General features: G+C 72.6%; 11 protein-coding genes. 6 read left to right on the forward strand and 5 right to left on the reverse strand.

The features are described from left to right. Positions 1–12: 12 nt before the first annotated feature. From BUE29_RS20660 to BUE29_RS20675, 5 genes are all read right to left on the reverse strand, one after another. The gene (locus BUE29_RS20660; RefSeq protein WP_073392346.1) at positions 13–1,236 is read right to left on the reverse strand and encodes a glycosyltransferase family 4 protein; all 1,224 of its coding nucleotides are present in this window, start codon (positions 1,234–1,236) and stop codon (positions 13–15) included. After that, positions 1,233–1,796: a hypothetical protein gene (locus BUE29_RS20665; protein WP_143168298.1), complete on the reverse strand. Its 564-nt coding sequence runs from the start codon at positions 1,794–1,796 to the stop codon at positions 1,233–1,235. The genes BUE29_RS20660 and BUE29_RS20665 overlap by 4 nt, the downstream gene beginning before the upstream one ends. A gap of 131 nt (positions 1,797–1,927) precedes the next feature. Beyond that, the gene (locus tag BUE29_RS20670; RefSeq protein ID WP_073392348.1) at positions 1,928–3,790 is read right to left on the reverse strand and encodes a DUF4012 domain-containing protein; all 1,863 of its coding nucleotides are present in this window, start codon (positions 3,788–3,790) and stop codon (positions 1,928–1,930) included. Positions 3,791–3,830: 40 nt separating this feature from the next. Continuing rightward, entirely contained in the window at positions 3,831–4,208 is a 378-nt protein-coding gene (locus BUE29_RS22280) for a hypothetical protein (RefSeq protein WP_143168299.1), read from the reverse strand. A gap of 153 nt (positions 4,209–4,361) precedes the next feature. After that, complete coding sequence (locus BUE29_RS20675) at positions 4,362–5,033, reverse strand: hypothetical protein (RefSeq protein WP_073392349.1); 672 nt, start codon at positions 5,031–5,033, stop codon at positions 4,362–4,364. Positions 5,034–5,055: 22 nt separating this feature from the next. Between BUE29_RS20675 and BUE29_RS23465 the strand changes: the two genes are divergently transcribed. The 6 genes from BUE29_RS23465 to BUE29_RS20700 all read left to right on the forward strand — a co-directional run bounded on the left by BUE29_RS23465 (position 5,056) and on the right by BUE29_RS20700 (position 14,549). Continuing rightward, positions 5,056–5,178, forward strand: coding sequence for a hypothetical protein (locus BUE29_RS23465; RefSeq protein ID WP_268766593.1), 123 nt, complete (start codon positions 5,056–5,058; stop codon positions 5,176–5,178). 383 nt (positions 5,179–5,561) lie between these two features. Then, positions 5,562–9,113 (forward strand): transcription-repair coupling factor, encoded by a 3,552-nt coding sequence (gene mfd / locus BUE29_RS20680; protein WP_073392350.1) that lies wholly within the window; start codon positions 5,562–5,564, stop codon positions 9,111–9,113. Positions 9,114–9,155: 42 nt separating this feature from the next. Then, the gene (locus tag BUE29_RS20685) at positions 9,156–9,785 is read left to right on the forward strand and encodes a hypothetical protein (RefSeq protein ID WP_073392351.1); all 630 of its coding nucleotides are present in this window, start codon (positions 9,156–9,158) and stop codon (positions 9,783–9,785) included. Positions 9,786–9,791: 6 nt separating this feature from the next. Beyond that, on the forward strand, positions 9,792–10,493 hold the full coding sequence (locus BUE29_RS20690) for a nucleoside triphosphate pyrophosphohydrolase (RefSeq protein ID WP_073392352.1): 702 nt from the start codon (positions 9,792–9,794) through the stop codon (positions 10,491–10,493). Positions 10,494–10,710: 217 nt separating this feature from the next. Continuing rightward, positions 10,711–11,985, forward strand: coding sequence for an MFS transporter (locus BUE29_RS20695; RefSeq protein ID WP_159440918.1), 1,275 nt, complete (start codon positions 10,711–10,713; stop codon positions 11,983–11,985). A gap of 1,265 nt (positions 11,986–13,250) precedes the next feature. Further along, positions 13,251–14,549, forward strand: a complete 1,299-nt coding sequence (locus BUE29_RS20700) for a GGDEF domain-containing protein (protein WP_143168301.1) — start codon at positions 13,251–13,253, stop codon at positions 14,547–14,549. The last annotated feature ends 91 nt before the right edge of the window (positions 14,550–14,640 follow it).

Consider the following 14,640-nt stretch of genomic DNA (forward strand, 5'->3'; position numbering starts at 1 on the left):
TTGACGCAAATTTTATGTCGAGGTGGACGCTCGTGCCGATCGGCCGCACGCGTCGGCGTACCACCGAGCGGTCATGGCGGGCAGTCGCTCGGCGGACCAGCGGTCGGTCGGCCCCGACTCGAACGTGGTCGAGGCGTCCAGGGCATGGGCGAGACCACCCACCACGTCGCCGTCGATCGGGCAGACGAGGCCATTGCGATCGGCCAACAGGGGCGGGCCGCCGACGTCGAGGCAGACGACCGGGCAGCCGACGGCGCTGGCCTCCCCGACCACCCACCCTGCCGAGTCGTGCATGGACGGGAAGAGCAGCGCGTCGGCGGCGGCGAGCGCGGCGAGCACGTCCGAACGCGGCGCGTGCCCCTCGAAACTCACGCGCGACCCGAGGCCGAGCTCGCCGACCAGCGCGCGCAGGGCCGGTTCGTACGGGCCTTCGCCGTACAACGCGAGGTCCCACCGTTCGCCCCCCGGGCGGGCGAGCGCCCGGATGGCCAGCTGCGGGCCCTTCCACGGCAGGAGTCGACCGACGAAGACGGCCTGGCGTCGTGACCCGTCGTCCCGGGGGGTAGCCGTCCGCTGCGGGAAATCGTCGTACAGCGCGATGTTGGGCTCGACCACCACCCGCCGGGCGTAAGCGAATCGGCGCGCGACGTCGGTGTTGAGGGCGACGACGACGGCAGCCCGCCGGGCGATCGGATCGCCCCAGACGCGCCGCGCGACTCTGGTGAAGCAGGAGCGCGCCGTCTCGGCGAGGACTCCGCGCCAGCCGAGCCAGCGCAGCAACCGGGTGGGCTGGTAGGTCGCGCCGCCGACCGGGCCCCACACGAGGGGAACGTCGCTCAGCGTCGTCAGGCCACAGGGCTGCCAGTCGGAGGCGAACGTGACGTGGTGGGCCACGTCGAAGGACACGGTCGCGTGCAGTTCCGCGGCCAACCCGGCCAGCGCGCGCTGCCACAACACGTAGTACCAGTACACGTCGCGGTGTCGCCGTTTGGCGCGCAGCACCCGGTCGGACAGGTCGAGATAGCGCACGTGGACGTGCGCCGCGAGGTCGGGCTCGTCGTCCAGGGCGGCACGGATGGCCGGCTCGAACCGACGGCGAGTCACCACCCACACGTCGCTGTGCTCGGCGGCTGCCCGGACGAACGCCCACCCTGCGCCGGGCTCGGATCCCTCGCCCGGACCGCAGGCGTACGCCCCGATCAGAACGCGCAGCCGGCGGGTGTCGCCCTCGGTCATGAGCGGCGGCGGCGACGGCCGACCGCAGTCGATCCCACGCCGACGAGGAGCACGCCGCCGATCGCCACGCCCAGCGCGATCTCGCTGCCGGTGCTGAGGCGCGACGAGCTCGACGCCGGGGACTCGTCGGTCGCGCGACCCGGCCGCAGGCCCTGATCGGACGAGCTCACCGTCACCGTGGCGGACTGGCAGGCCGCACCGGGAACGGCCCGCACCTGGTGGCGGCCCTGGGTGGCGGTCTCGGGGATCGCCGAGATCAGCTCGAACGAGCCGTACCGGTTGGCCCGGACGTTGCCGAGGTTGAAGACGTCCGGCGAGGCGAACGTGACGGACACGATCGTGCGCGGTCGGAACCCGGTTCCGGTGATGCGTATCGACTGCCCGGGGATCACGGTGGAGCTCTTGATGCCGAGGACACAGCTCGACGGCGGGTACTTCGTCGGTGTGGCCGGCGTGTGACCCTTCGCAGCCGCGTCGGCGGGTCGGGCGCCGATGACCAGGGCCAGCCCCGCGGCGACCACGGCGGTCGACGCCGCGGCTCGTCGCCTACCTGCGTACATCGCCCCTCGCCTCACCCGCCACGCATCTTTGTCGGACGGTGTACCCATCATCGGCACCGCTGCGACCGCGGGCACGCCATGGGTCGCGGCGCCGGTGGCCCGTCGTGCTCGGGCCCGCAGCAGGATCCGCGTCAGGATCCGCATCGCGCGCCTCCGACAGTCATCCGAGGCGGGCGGACCGACGGCTGGACGAGGGTGCGGACCGGCCCGTGCGACGCCGGTTCCGACAGCGTCACCGTGACCGTTCGGCTCGTCGAGACCGGCAGCTCCAGCGCGATGGTCACGGCGAGCAGGCCGTTCTCGGTCTGCACCGCGCCGCCGACGGTTCGCCCGTCGACCGTCATCGAGCGCAGCGATGCGCCGGCGCTGCCGTAGTAGGTCACGAGCAGCTGGTTGTCGCCGGGGTGCGTCCGGAACGCAGGCTTGTCGGCGCGATAGGTGACGTAGGGCGGCAGCCCGTGCCGGGGGGCGGAGTTGCGCAGGGTCAGGGTCGCGGTGGCGGCGCCGCCGGCGGCGCAGCTTCGTCGGGTGTAGGAGGCCGTGCGGTCGAGGTAGTAGTCGAGTTTGCTCCCCGCCGCGTTGTTGACGACGAAGGCGGAATACGGTGCACCGGGTTCGTTGCCGAAGCTCCCCGCCCACTGCGCGGTCCGCAGCAGGGACTCGGTCCGTTCGTTCGCGCTCCACACGACCAGTCGCCGCTCGCGAGCGGAGCGGGACAGTGCGCGGGCCAGCCTGGCCCGGTCGCCCCCGGACACGAGCCGGTTCGACAGGGCTCGCGCGACCGAGGTCAGGTAGGCCTTGCGCTCCCGGTTGGCCGCCGGCGTCAGCCCGGGAAAGCGCCTGTACTGGTCTCGCTGGGTGAGACCGACGACGTTGGCCGTGGTCACGCGGGTGCCGTCGGCGAGTCGTGCCCCGCCGGTGACGCGGAGCAGGTAGCTGAGGGCGGTCGGGTCGACCGCGAGCGCGCCGTCGACCGTCTCCCCGGTCCGCTTCTCCCAGAAGCCGGCCCAGATCCGGCCGGTCACGCTGAAGTCCGGGGTGAGGTTGGAGTTCTGGATGACGCCCGTCGGGTCGGTGTTGCCGTAGCGGGCGAGCAGCTCGGGGCTCAGCCTGGCGTTCGAGCGCACGTGCGCGAAGTCGGAGTCGGTGCCGAAGTGTTCGAAGCGCAGCCGACCGTGGTCGGCGACGGCGATCGCGTACCCGCCGGCGATGCCGCCGCCACCGCGCGACTCGGCCTCGTTCATGAAGCCGACGAAGTAGCGCTGCGGGCGATCCCGGCCAAGCATCGGCAGCGCGATCCGAGCCGCGCGATCGGCGCCGCTGAGCTCGCCGTCCAGGCGCTGAAGCTGCCGCAGTAGGTCGCTACGCGTGTTGCTCACGAACGGCAGCCACGAGGGGTCGGCACCGGCGACAGCGTCGGTCGCGCGGCTCGTCGACGCACTCGCTCTCGCGAGGACCGGGAGCGCGTGCTCGATCGCCGGGAGGTCGATGGACGACGCACCGTTCCCGGCCGGCAGCGTCCGTGCCAGCTCGACGGCCCCCGGCAGGGCGTCGTCGGCGAGGTGGTTCGCCTGGGTGACGACGACGCTCACCGTCTGTAACGGGCTGCCGACGCCGGGCATGTTGCGTCCCACCCACCACGCCGGGCCCGAGGTGAGAGCCGCTGCCCGGCCGGTGTGGTCGCGGATGGCGTCGACGAGTCGCGATGCCTCGTCGGCACGTCCGGCTGCCACGGCGGTCCGCAGTTGCGAGAGCTGGGCACGAGCCGCGTTCAGCTGGCTGCGGGCCAGTATCCCGGTGACCACGATCCACACTCCGCCGAGCACGAGGAGACCGAGAAGGACCCAGCCCGCGGTGACGGCGAGACGGGCGCGGCCCGCTCGGCGGCCACCTGTCGAGCTGTCGCTCGCACCATGGTCGTCGGACGGTCCGGCGGCGTTCCGGTCCTCGGCGGCGGAATGGTCACCGCTGTCCGCCACGTCGCTCTCAGCCACGGTGACGCTTCCTGGGCGGACGCGTCACCGTGACGTGTGATCAGGAGTGCGTGCCGCGGCGACGGCCGGCGACGATGAGCGCGCCTCCGCCGACGAGCAGCGCAGCGGCGATCAGCGACGCGGTCAGCGAGTCGAAGCCGGTGCTCGCGGTGGCGTCGTTGTTCGAGGTCGTGCGGCTGGCGTCGCTGCTGGACGGGTCGGTGCGGTGCGCGCTGGTGGGCGCGAAGTTGCACTTGGTCCCGTTGGCGCCACCGACACCCAGGCCGCCGCCGTTGCCGCCGCCGTTGCCGACGGCTGCGGTGCAGGAGGTGGGGCCGGGCGGCGGGTAGGCCGGGGCCGCGCTCGCCGACGTCAGGCCGACGAGAAGGAACGCCGCTGCCGCGGCGAGCGAGACGAGAAGGGCACCGAGACGGCGCACAGAAGTAGACACAGCGCATTTCCCCCGAATTGAGCGCTCACACGAATTCCACACGGACTATAACCCAGATTCACGTTCCGCGCTCCGGGACCAAGGGCCCGTTCCTGTGCCCGGTCTCGACGACCTCACGCTGGCCTGCATTCGGGCAGACCGTCATCGTTCGCTGCGCCGGGTCAGCAGCAGCACGGCGAGCGTGCCCAGGACGAGCAGCACCGCCGCGATCGCGAGCCCGATGCCGAGCGGGGTGTCGCCCGGGCGGGGCAGGTCGGCGCGCGGCGGCGGGGCCGAGGAGGACTCGCCGGTGGCCGGACCCGAACCGTCGCCGGACCCGGGCGACGGCGCCCCCGACGTCCCCGACGTCCCCGGCCCCGATCCCGGGGTCGTCGGTCGCGACGATCCCGAACCGGACGCCGCCGACCCCGACGTCGTCGATCCCGATGCGCCCGCTCCGGCGGACCCGGACGGCACGCCACCACCGGGACCGGAGCCCGGACCCGTCGCCGAGCTCCCGGTGCCCGTCGCGCCGGACGGCGCGGCACCCCCCGGCCCACTGCCGGCGTCGCCGCTGCCCCCGGAGCCGCCCGAGCCGCCCGAGCCGCCCGAGCCGCCGCCGGGCGGCGGGGACGTGCACGAGCCCACGGGCGACGCCGCGCTGATGCGCGGCGTGGTCCGGTCGGCCGGCGCGGGTGCGCTGACGACGGTGCGGAAGGTGCCGGTGGCGTCCGTGCGGGTGCGACCGAGCAGCCGCCCCGTGGCGGTCAGTCGCACGCTCACCGGTTGGGTGGCCCCGAGGCCGGTCCCGGTGACGTCGTAGGTCGTGGCCACCGCGTGCGCTGCCGGTGAGGACGTGACGGCGCTGGGTGTCGACGTCGAGGGTGGCGTGACGGTGGCCGCGGCACCGCTCGACGAGCCCGATGCGCCCGTGACGTGTCGGCTCGCCGACACCGCGCAGGGTGGCGTGGGCGGGTAGGGCGCCGCCGTCGCGGCGGCCGGCCACGCGAGCGCAGCCGAGAAGAGCACCGTGGTTGTCACCACGGCGCGAGCTGTGGACGCCGGTACGACCGGCCTCCGTGCGCGACGCAACGCCGCCCCCGACGACACCGCGAAATCCCCCGATTTGCGATCCAGCGGCCACCACACCGTTGTGAGGCGGCCGTATGGGAGCACCGTATCGGATGTCGCCGCGATCGGACACCGCTCACCCCCCGGCCGGCGCGACGGTGCCCGCCTGCCGCCACGCCCGAGCGCCCGCCGGACGACGTCGCGGCGCGGAGTCGGGCGCGCGTAGGGTTGGTCGCAACCCCTCCCTCTCCCGCGGATCAGGGGCGTTCGTGCTGCTTCGAAAGGCTTGTCGTGTCCCTTGCCGGCCTGCTGGCCGCGGCCGCCGGTGATCCCGCCCTCACGGCGATCACCGAGCGCCCGGATTCACCCGATCTCACCGTCAGCGGCCCGCCCGCCGCGCAACCGTTCGCAGTCGCCGCGGCGGCCGGCACCGGCCGCACCGTCTTCGCGGTGACCAGCGGCGAGCGCGAGGCGCAGGAACTCGCCGAGGTGCTGCGCTGCCTGCTGCCGCCCGACCGCGTCGTGCTCTATCCGGGCTGGGAGACGCTGCCGCACGAGCGGCTGTCGCCGCGCGCGGACACCGTCGGGCAGCGGCTGGCCGTGCTGCGCCGGCTCTCCCATCCCTCGGCCGACGACCCCGCCGCGGGGCCGGTCTCGGTCGTCGTCGCGCCGGTGCGCTCGCTGCTGCAACCGCAGGTCCCCGGTCTCGGCGAGCTGGTGCCCGTCGAGCTGCACGCCGGCGACACCGGCATCGAGCTCACCGAGATCGTCGTGGCGCTGGTCAACGCGGGGTACAGCCGCAGCGAGCTCGTCGAGAAGCGCGGCGACTTCGCCGTCCGCGGCGGCATCCTCGACGTCTTCCCGCCCACCGAGGAGCACCCGCTGCGCGTCGAGTTCTGGGGCGACGAGGTCGAGGAGATCCGGTACTTCAAGGTCGCCGACCAGCGTTCGCTCGAGATCGCCGAGCACGGCCTGTGGGCGGCCCCCTGCCGGGAGCTCCTGCTCACCGACGACGTGCGCGCGCGGGCGACCACACTGCTGGGCGAGCACCCCGAGCTCGGTGAGCTGCTCGACCCCATCAGCCGGGGCGAGGCGGTCGAGGGCATGGAGGCGCTGGCGCCCGTCCTCGTCGAGCGGTTGAGCCTGGTGCTGGACGAGCTGCCGGCCGGCACCCTCGTGGTCGTCTGCGACCCCGAACGCGTCCGGACCCGCGCCGCCGACCTCGTCCGCACCTCGCAGGAGTTCCTCGACGCCTCGTGGGCGGCCGCGGCCGGCGGGGGACAGGCGCCGGTCGACCTCGGCGCGGCCTCGCTGCGCGAGCTGGACGACGTCCGCGAGAACGCCGCCGAGCTGGGGCTGTCGTGGTGGGGCGTCACCGCGCTCACCTCCGACGACCCCGGCACCGAGGCGAGCGCGTTCGAGCAGGCGCCGCACTACCGCGGCGACATCGACGCCGCGCTCGCCGACCTGCGCCGCTGGACCCGTGAGGGCTGGCGCGTCGGGCTCGTCTTCGACGGTCACGGCTCGGCGAGCCGCGCACTCGAGCGGCTCTCGGGCGCCGAGATCCCCGCCCGGCTCGTCGCCGACGCCGCCGTCGAACCCGGCGTCGTCGACGTGACCACGGGCCACCTGCTCGGCGGTCTCGTCGCGCCGTCGCTCAAGCTGGCCTTCCTCACCGAGGCCGACCTCACCGGGCAGCGCGGCTCGCTGACCAAGGACACGAGCCGCATGCCGTCGCGGCGACGCAACCAGATCGACCCGATCCAGCTCAAGGCCGGCGACTTCGTCGTGCACGAGACCCATGGCGTCGGCAAGTACGTCGAGATGGTGCGGCGCACGGTCAACGGCGGCGAGCGCGAGTACCTGATCATCGAGTATGCGGCGTCGAAGAAGGGGCAGCCCGGCGACCGGCTCTTCGTGCCGACCGACTCCCTCGACCAGGTCACCAAGTACGTCGGTGGCGAGGCGCCCTCGCTGTCGCGCCTCGGCGGCAGCGATTGGGCCAAGATGAAGGGCCGCGCGCGCAAGGCGGTCAAGGAGATCGCGGCCGAGCTCATCCGGCTCTACAGCGCGCGGATGGCCACCAAGGGCCACGCGTTCGGGCCGGACACGCCCTGGCAGCGCGAGCTCGAGGACGCCTTCGCCTACGTCGAGACCCCCGACCAGCTCGCGGCCATCGACGAGGTCAAGGCGGACATGGAGAAGTCGCTGCCGATGGACCGCGTCATCTGCGGCGACGTCGGCTACGGCAAGACCGAGGTCGCCGTGCGGGCGGCCTTCAAGGCGGTACAGGACGGCAAGCAGGTGGCCGTGCTCGTCCCGACGACCCTGCTCGCCCACCAGCACCTGCAGACGTTCACCGAGCGGATGGCGCAGTTCCCCGTGACCATCAAGGAGCTGTCGCGCTTCACCCCGGCGCCCGACGCGGACGCGATCGGCAAGGGGATCGTCGACGGCTCCACCGACATCGTGATCGGCACCCACCGGTTGCTGCAGCAGACCGTGCGGTTCAAGGACCTCGGGCTGGTGATCGTCGACGAGGAGCAGCGCTTCGGCGTCGAGCACAAGGAGTACCTGAAGAGCCTGCGCACGGCCGTCGACGTCCTCACGATGTCAGCGACCCCGATCCCGCGGACGTTGGAGATGTCGCTGACCGGCATCCGCGAGATGACCACCATCCTCACCCCGCCGGAGGAGCGGCATCCGATCCTGACGTTCGTCGGTGCCTACGACCAGCGGCAGGTCGCCGCCGCCGTCCGGCGCGAGCTGATGCGCGAGGGCCAGGTCTTCTTCATCCACAACCGGGTCGAGTCGATCAACCGCGCCGCGTCGCGGCTGGCCGAGACGGTGCCCGAGGCGCGGATCGCGGTCGCGCACGGGCAGATGGCCGAGGGCGCGCTCGAGCAGATCATGGTCGGCTTCTGGGAGAAGCAGTACGACGTGCTCGTCGCGACCACCATCGTCGAGTCCGGGTTGGACATCCCCAACGCCAACACTCTGATCGTCGACCGCGCCGACGCGTTCGGGCTCTCGCAGCTGCACCAGCTGCGCGGCCGCGTGGGGCGTGCCCGCGAGCGTGGCTACGCCTACTTCACCTATCCGCCCGAGAAGCCGCTGACCGAGACCGCCTACGACCGGCTCGCCACCATCGCCCAGCACACCGAGATGGGCGCCGGGATGGCCGTCGCCATGAAGGACCTCGAGATCCGCGGCTCGGGCAACCTGCTCGGCGGCGAGCAGTCCGGCCACATCGCCGGCGTCGGCTTCGACCTCTACGTCCGCCTGGTGGGCGAGGCCGTCGCCGACTTCCGCGGCGAGGCCGAGGAGCAGCAGCACGAGGTCAAGGTCGACCTGCCGGTCGACGCGAACCTGCCCGTCGACTACCTGCCCGGCGAGCGGCTGCGCCTGGAGGCGTACCGCGCACTCGCCTCGGCCACGAGCGACGAGGCGGTGGACGGCGTGCGGGCCGAGCTCGTCGACCGGTACGGGCCGATCCCCACCCAGGTCGAGAACCTGCTCGCCGTCGCCCGCTTCAAGGTCCGCTGCCGGCAGCACGGGGTCACCGAGGTCTCGCTGCAGGGCGGTGGGCAGGGGGGAACGGTCCGGTTCTCGCCGCTCGAACTGCCCGAGTCGATGCAGCTGCGGCTGCAGCGCACCTACGACCGCTCGCAGTACAAGCAGGCGGTGTCGACGGTCTCGATCCCGCGTCCGAAGGGCGTCATCAAGCCCGACGGCTCGTTCGCGGCGGTCACGTTCGGCGGCGAGGCGCTGCGCGACGTCGCGCTGCTGGCGTGGTGCGGGCAGGTGCTCGAGACGCTGGCGCCGCAGCCGGTTCCCGCGTGACTTCCGGAGCATGAGATTCTGGGTGCTGTGAGACTCCGGATCGTGGGCGCCGCCGTCGCCGTCGTCCTGACCGCCGCGACCCTGACCGCATGCCGCACCAACGTCGGCGTGGCGGCGCGGGTGAACGGCGAGACGATCTCCGAGTCCGACGTCACGACGCACCTCACCGGCAAGCCGCAGTCCGCCCAGCTCCAGCAGCAGGCCAAGGCAGCCGGCCAGGATCTCACCCCGGCGCGCGTCATCGTGCTGCAGTCCGAGATCGGGGGGCTGCTCTATCGCCGGGCACTCGCCCGCACCGGTGGGGTGCCCACCGACGCGGCGCTCGTGGCGTCGCGGAACGAGGCGGTCCAGGTGCTCGCGGGCAACGGCCAGCAGATCACCGACCAGCAGCTGGGCTCGCAGCTCTCCCAGTTCGGCGTGAAGCGCGCCTTCACCTCCCGCTTCCTGCGCACCCTGGAGCTCGAGTACGCGCTGATCCAGCGGCTCAAGCTCACCCAGCAGTCCGAGCTCACCGCCGCGGTCCGCAAGACCGGCTCCGCCGTCTCGGTCAGCCCGCGCTACGGCACGTGGGACGCCGCGAAGTTCACCATCGACACCGCGTCCGGCGCCGGGTCGCCGGCGTTCCTCAAGCTGCAGCAGGCATCGAGCAGCGCCGCCGCGCCCGGTAGCTGAGCGCGGGTGGCGGCCATCCCGGACCCGACCGACCAGACGGCTGCGGCACCGCTGCAGCGCGCGGTGGAGGTCATGGACCGGCTGCGCGCGCCGGGCGGCTGCCCGTGGGACGCGACGCAGACCCACCGCTCGCTGGCCCGCTACCTGGTCGAGGAGTGCTACGAGGTCGTCGAGGCGATAGAGACCGACGACCCGGTGCTGCTGCGCGAGGAACTCGGCGACCTGCTGCTGCAGGTGCTCTTCCACGCCCGCATCGCCCAGGAGCGCCCGGCACCGGACGGCTTCGACGTCGACGACGTCGCCGCGGACCTCGTCGCCAAGCTGGTGGGCCGGCATCCCCACGTCTTCGGCCCGGACGAGGGCGTCCGCACACCCGAACAGCTCGACGAGATCTGGGAGCAACGCAAGCGGGTCGAGAAGGGGCGCACCTCGGCGGTGGACGGCGTGCCCGTCGGCCAGCCCGCCCTCGCCCTCGCCGCCAAGCTCGTCTCGCGGGCCACCCGCGCGGGCGTCGTGCCCGACCCGACACCGCCGCGGACCGGCGACAGCGACGACGGAAACGGGGCGGCCGAGATCGGCGAGCGGCTGTTCACCGTGGTGCGGGACGCGGTCGCCGCGGGAGTCGACCCGGAGACCGCGCTGCGGAACCGGGCCAGGGTGTACCGGGCCGCCGTCGTCGCCGAGGAGAGCCGATCCGCGCCGACGTGACGAGCCGGGGAACGAAAAGGTCTCGGCCGGGAGTACGGGGGGAACTACCGGCCGAGACGTTTCCGACTGTAACGCTCGGTGATCACGGAACACAATAGGTGAGCGAAACCTGATCTTCGCCTTTGGTGGCGGGGCCGTAGAGGTGGTTGCCGCCGATCCCGTCCGGGCGCGATCGCGACGGCTCCGAAAGTCCGTTTCGCGCACTAGGGTGCGAGGCGTGAGGCGCGCCCGGGTCCCCGACGACTCCGCGCGCGTCGGACTCGGTCGACTGGTGCGCAATCGCACGTTCCTCCCGGTCTACATCGCCGAGGCGCAGTCGCTCTTCGGCGACCAGCTCGCCCGGGTCGCGCTCGCCGTGCTCGTGTTCTCCCGGACGGGGTCGACGCCGGCCACCGCCGTCGTCTACGCCGCGACCTTCGTCCCCGCCGTGTTCGGCGGGATGGTGCTCGGGCGGCTCGGCGACCGGTGGCCACGGCGGACCACGATGGTGGCCTGCGATGCGGCCCGCGCCCTGTGCTTCTTCGTGATGGTCCTGACGTCCACGCACTTCGCGGTGGTCCTGGTGCTGGTGGTGGTCGCGGTCGCCGTCGGACCGGTCTTCTCGGCCGCGCAGCTGAGCCTGCTCGCGGCCCGACTGCCACCGGACGAGTTCGCGACCGCGAACGCGCTGCGCCTGGTGACCAGCCAGGCGGCCCAGGTCGGCGGCTTCGCCGCCGGTGGCGTGCTCGTGGCCGTCCTGGACCCGGCCGGGGCGTTGGCCATGAACGCGGCGACCTTCGCGCTGTCGTCGGTGCTGGTGTGGTTGTTCGTCGCGCTCGACCGGCGCGATTCCGTCGTCGGCGAGCCCGCCGAGGCAGCCGATGCCCTGCCCGGGGCCGTCGGCGACACGGACGCGAGCGTGCGCCGCGAGGCGCCGCCGGACTCCGCCGCCGCGCTCTGGCGCAACCGGCGGCTGCGCGTCCTGCTGGGACTGAGCCTGTGCATCGGCTTCTTCGTCGTGCCCGAGGGGCTGGCCGTCCCCTTCGCCGCCCACATCGGCGCGACCACCGGGCAGGCCGGGCTGCTGCTCGCCGCGGGCGCGCTGGGAGGCGCGGGCGGCGCGGCCCTGCTGCTGCGCATGCGTCCCGGCGACCGGGCGCGTGCCGTCCCCACCATGGCGATCGGCTGCGGCCTCCCGCTCGTCCTCAGTGCGGTGCTGACGACGGTCACCGATGCGTGGTGGGTCGCCGGGGCGTGCTGGCTCGCGTCCGGCGGCTTCGCGGCCTACGTCGTGCAGACGACCAGCGAGCTCGTGCAGGCGATCCCCGACGAGAGACGCGCGCACCTCGTCGGCGTGGTCAGCGCGCTCACGCTCGCCGTGCAGGGCGTCGGCGTCGTGGTGTTCGGCGTGGTCGGACAGTGGACGACACCGCCCGCCGCGGTCGGCATCGCGGGGGCGGTGGGGGCGGCGCTGGTCGCGGCGCTGGTCGCCCAGGGTCGACACGGTCGGTGACCACGGTTGCCCGCCTCGATCGACGCTCGTGACAGTGCTCTCACGATGAGTAGGCGATGCGCCCCGCGACCCCGCTGCGCCGCCGCCGGACGAATCGTATTTCTCGGGCATTCCCGACCGTCGCGTGTGCTGAACGTGAGCCGAACCTGCGGTTCCGTGCATGGGACCCGCGTCAAATAGACACGGCATTTGCGTTGCTAATGACGCGGGGTTACCGATGGGTCAGCAAATCGCCGATCCCGAACCGGTCAATTCGACGGTCGTCGCCGGTCGCGATTTGCGAAACGGGTCGGCGATGCGTCCCGAACCTTCGGTGGCGACGGAATTGGCGGACGGTTGTGCACCGAAACCGGTCGAGACCGGTCGGCGGGAATAGGATTTCGGGCCGGTGGGACGCCGATGTCGCGCCGGGGCCGCGCCTCGACCGCCGGGCATGGGCCGCAGCGGTCGGCCTCGCGTGCTCGCGATCCGCCGACTTCAGCTGCCGGGCGACCGGGGGTGCCGGCGCTGCCGGTCGCGGCGCTGCTCGTCGGTGATCGGGAGGGAAACCGATTCAGATGTGCCAGGAGTTCATGGGGTTCCTCCGGGGGTGAGGGGTGGTTGCGCTGCGGGGGCTGAGGCTCAGATGTGCCAGGAGTTCACGGGGTTCCTCCGGGGGTGAGGGGTGGTTGCGCTGCGGGGGCTGAGGCTCAGATGTGCCAGGAGTTCACGGGGTTCCTCCGGTTGGTCGCGGTGTGCGGGACGAGGGGCGGGGCTCAGATGTGCCAGGAGTTCACGGCTGTCTCCTCGGGTCGACGGGCTCGGACGGGGGCGGGGCTCAGATGTGCCAGGAGTTCACGGGAGGCCTCCCTTCGTGAGGGGTCGACGGCCGGCGACGCGCGTCGCGCAAAGGCGACCCGCCGTCGGCGAGAACGAGCAAGGGGCAATGCCACGAGATCACAGCGCTCCCCTTTCCGGCGGTGAGGAGTCCGGTCGCAACAGTCTTATAAAGAATGCCCCACCGAGCATCAAGTTCATGTGAGGAGAACGGCCCGGCAGTTCGTCGTCGGAAGTCCCGTCCGCAGCTCGTCGGCGACGGTGGCGGCCATTGCCGGCCGAGGGGCGACGCGGTGGCCGCGGCGGCGAGAAAAGATCAACTGGTCGGGTGCGGCAGAAAATGCACGAGTTGCCTGGCCAAGTCTGTCGCGGTCGGGACGGGCCCGATAGCATCGAGGCACACGCCGAGTCGTGGTCGACTTCGGCAACCACACGGGTAGGACGACATCGTGACTACAGCGTTCGGGCGGCGACTGGCTCGGTCCAGTTGGCCGATCAGCGCTGCGCCGACCCCGATGGCGGCCTACCTGCTGCTCGTCGACGCGCTGGCCCTCGTGTGGGTGGTCCGCAGTGTCGCCACCACCGGTTTCGACGTCCACGGCCTGGGCGTGCTGCTGCTGTTGGTGGTCACCGCCATCGGCTTCGAGGAGGGATCGAGCCGCGCGGCGCGGCTGCAGATCCGGTTGAGCGCTCCCATGCGCACCGACATGACCTCGGTGTGGGCCGTGTGCGCCGCGGTCGCGCTCGCACCGGCGCACGGCGTCATGCTGCTGATCGCCGTCTGCGTGTACGTCTGGTTCCGCCAGCAGCGGCCGGCCGGCGAGGCCCTGTTCCGCAAGTGGTTCGTCGCCTCCACCATCGTCGCGGGCTCGCTGGTCGCCGGCGACGTGTACACCTTCGTGCGCGACGCCGCGGCCGACCTGCCGTGGGGGCTCGGCAGTCCCCTGGCCATCGTCGCCGCCATCGTGGCCTACACCGTCTGCAACCGCGGGCTCGTCTCCGTGGTCCTGCTGCTCACCGCCGCGCCGCTGCGAAACCTCGTCGGCTCGCTGCACGACAACCTGATCGAACTCGCCACGTTGTGCCTCGGCGGCCTGGTCGCGCTGGCCGTCATGTTCGAGCCCTGGCTCGTCATCCTCGTCCTCGCCCCCATGGTGTCGCTGCAGCGCACCGCGCTCGTCCGCGAGCTGGAGCAGGCCGCGATCACCGACGCCAAGACCCGCCTGCTCAACGCCGTCGCGTGGGAGCACCTCGCCCAGCGGGAGATCTCGCGTGCCGAGCGGGAACGGCAGGGGCTGGCGGTGCTCATCATCGACATCGACCGCTTCAAGGGCGTCAACGACCGCTTCGGGCACCTCGCGGGCGACAAGGTGCTCGCCACCGTCGCGCGCACCATCGAGGCCTCGGTGCGCGAGTACGACGGGCTCGGCCGCTTCGGCGGGGAGGAGTTCGTCGCCGTGCTGCCCGACTGCGACGAGCGCACCGCGATGCTCGTCGCCGAGCGGGTGCGCGCACGCGTCAACCAGGTGGACGTCGGCGAGATGTTCGCCCCGCCCGCCTCGGGGCCGTTGGCGCCCGACCGGTTGTCGGTCTCGGTGGGCGTGGCGCTGCTGCGCCTGGACGGCAGCGAGCTCACCGACCTCCTGCACGCCGCCGACCAGGCGCTCTACCGCGCCAAGCACAACGGCCGCAACCAGGTCCAGCTCGCCCGCCGCGGTGGCGAGGTCCCCGACCGCGTCGTCGCCTAGCTGTCGTGACCCAAGACGTTGTTGACGGCGTGCCTGCTTGAACGTGGGAGGACCTCCTGGCGGAGTGGATGTGTCTGGCATTCACCCGCAG

Origin of the sequence: Jatrophihabitans endophyticus (assembly GCF_900129455.1) — a bacterium.
GTDB lineage: Bacteria > Actinomycetota > Actinomycetes > Mycobacteriales > Jatrophihabitantaceae > Jatrophihabitans > Jatrophihabitans endophyticus.

What these genes read in the sequence shown, in the direction of transcription:
- BUE29_RS20660 (WP_073392346.1), bottom strand. Translation starts at nt 1,236, where the DNA reads ATGACCGAGGGCGACACCCGCCGGCTGCGCGTTCTGATCGGGGCGTAC.
- BUE29_RS20665 (WP_143168298.1), bottom strand. Translation starts at nt 1,796, where the DNA reads ATGTACGCAGGTAGGCGACGAGCCGCGGCGTCGACCGCCGTGGTCGCC.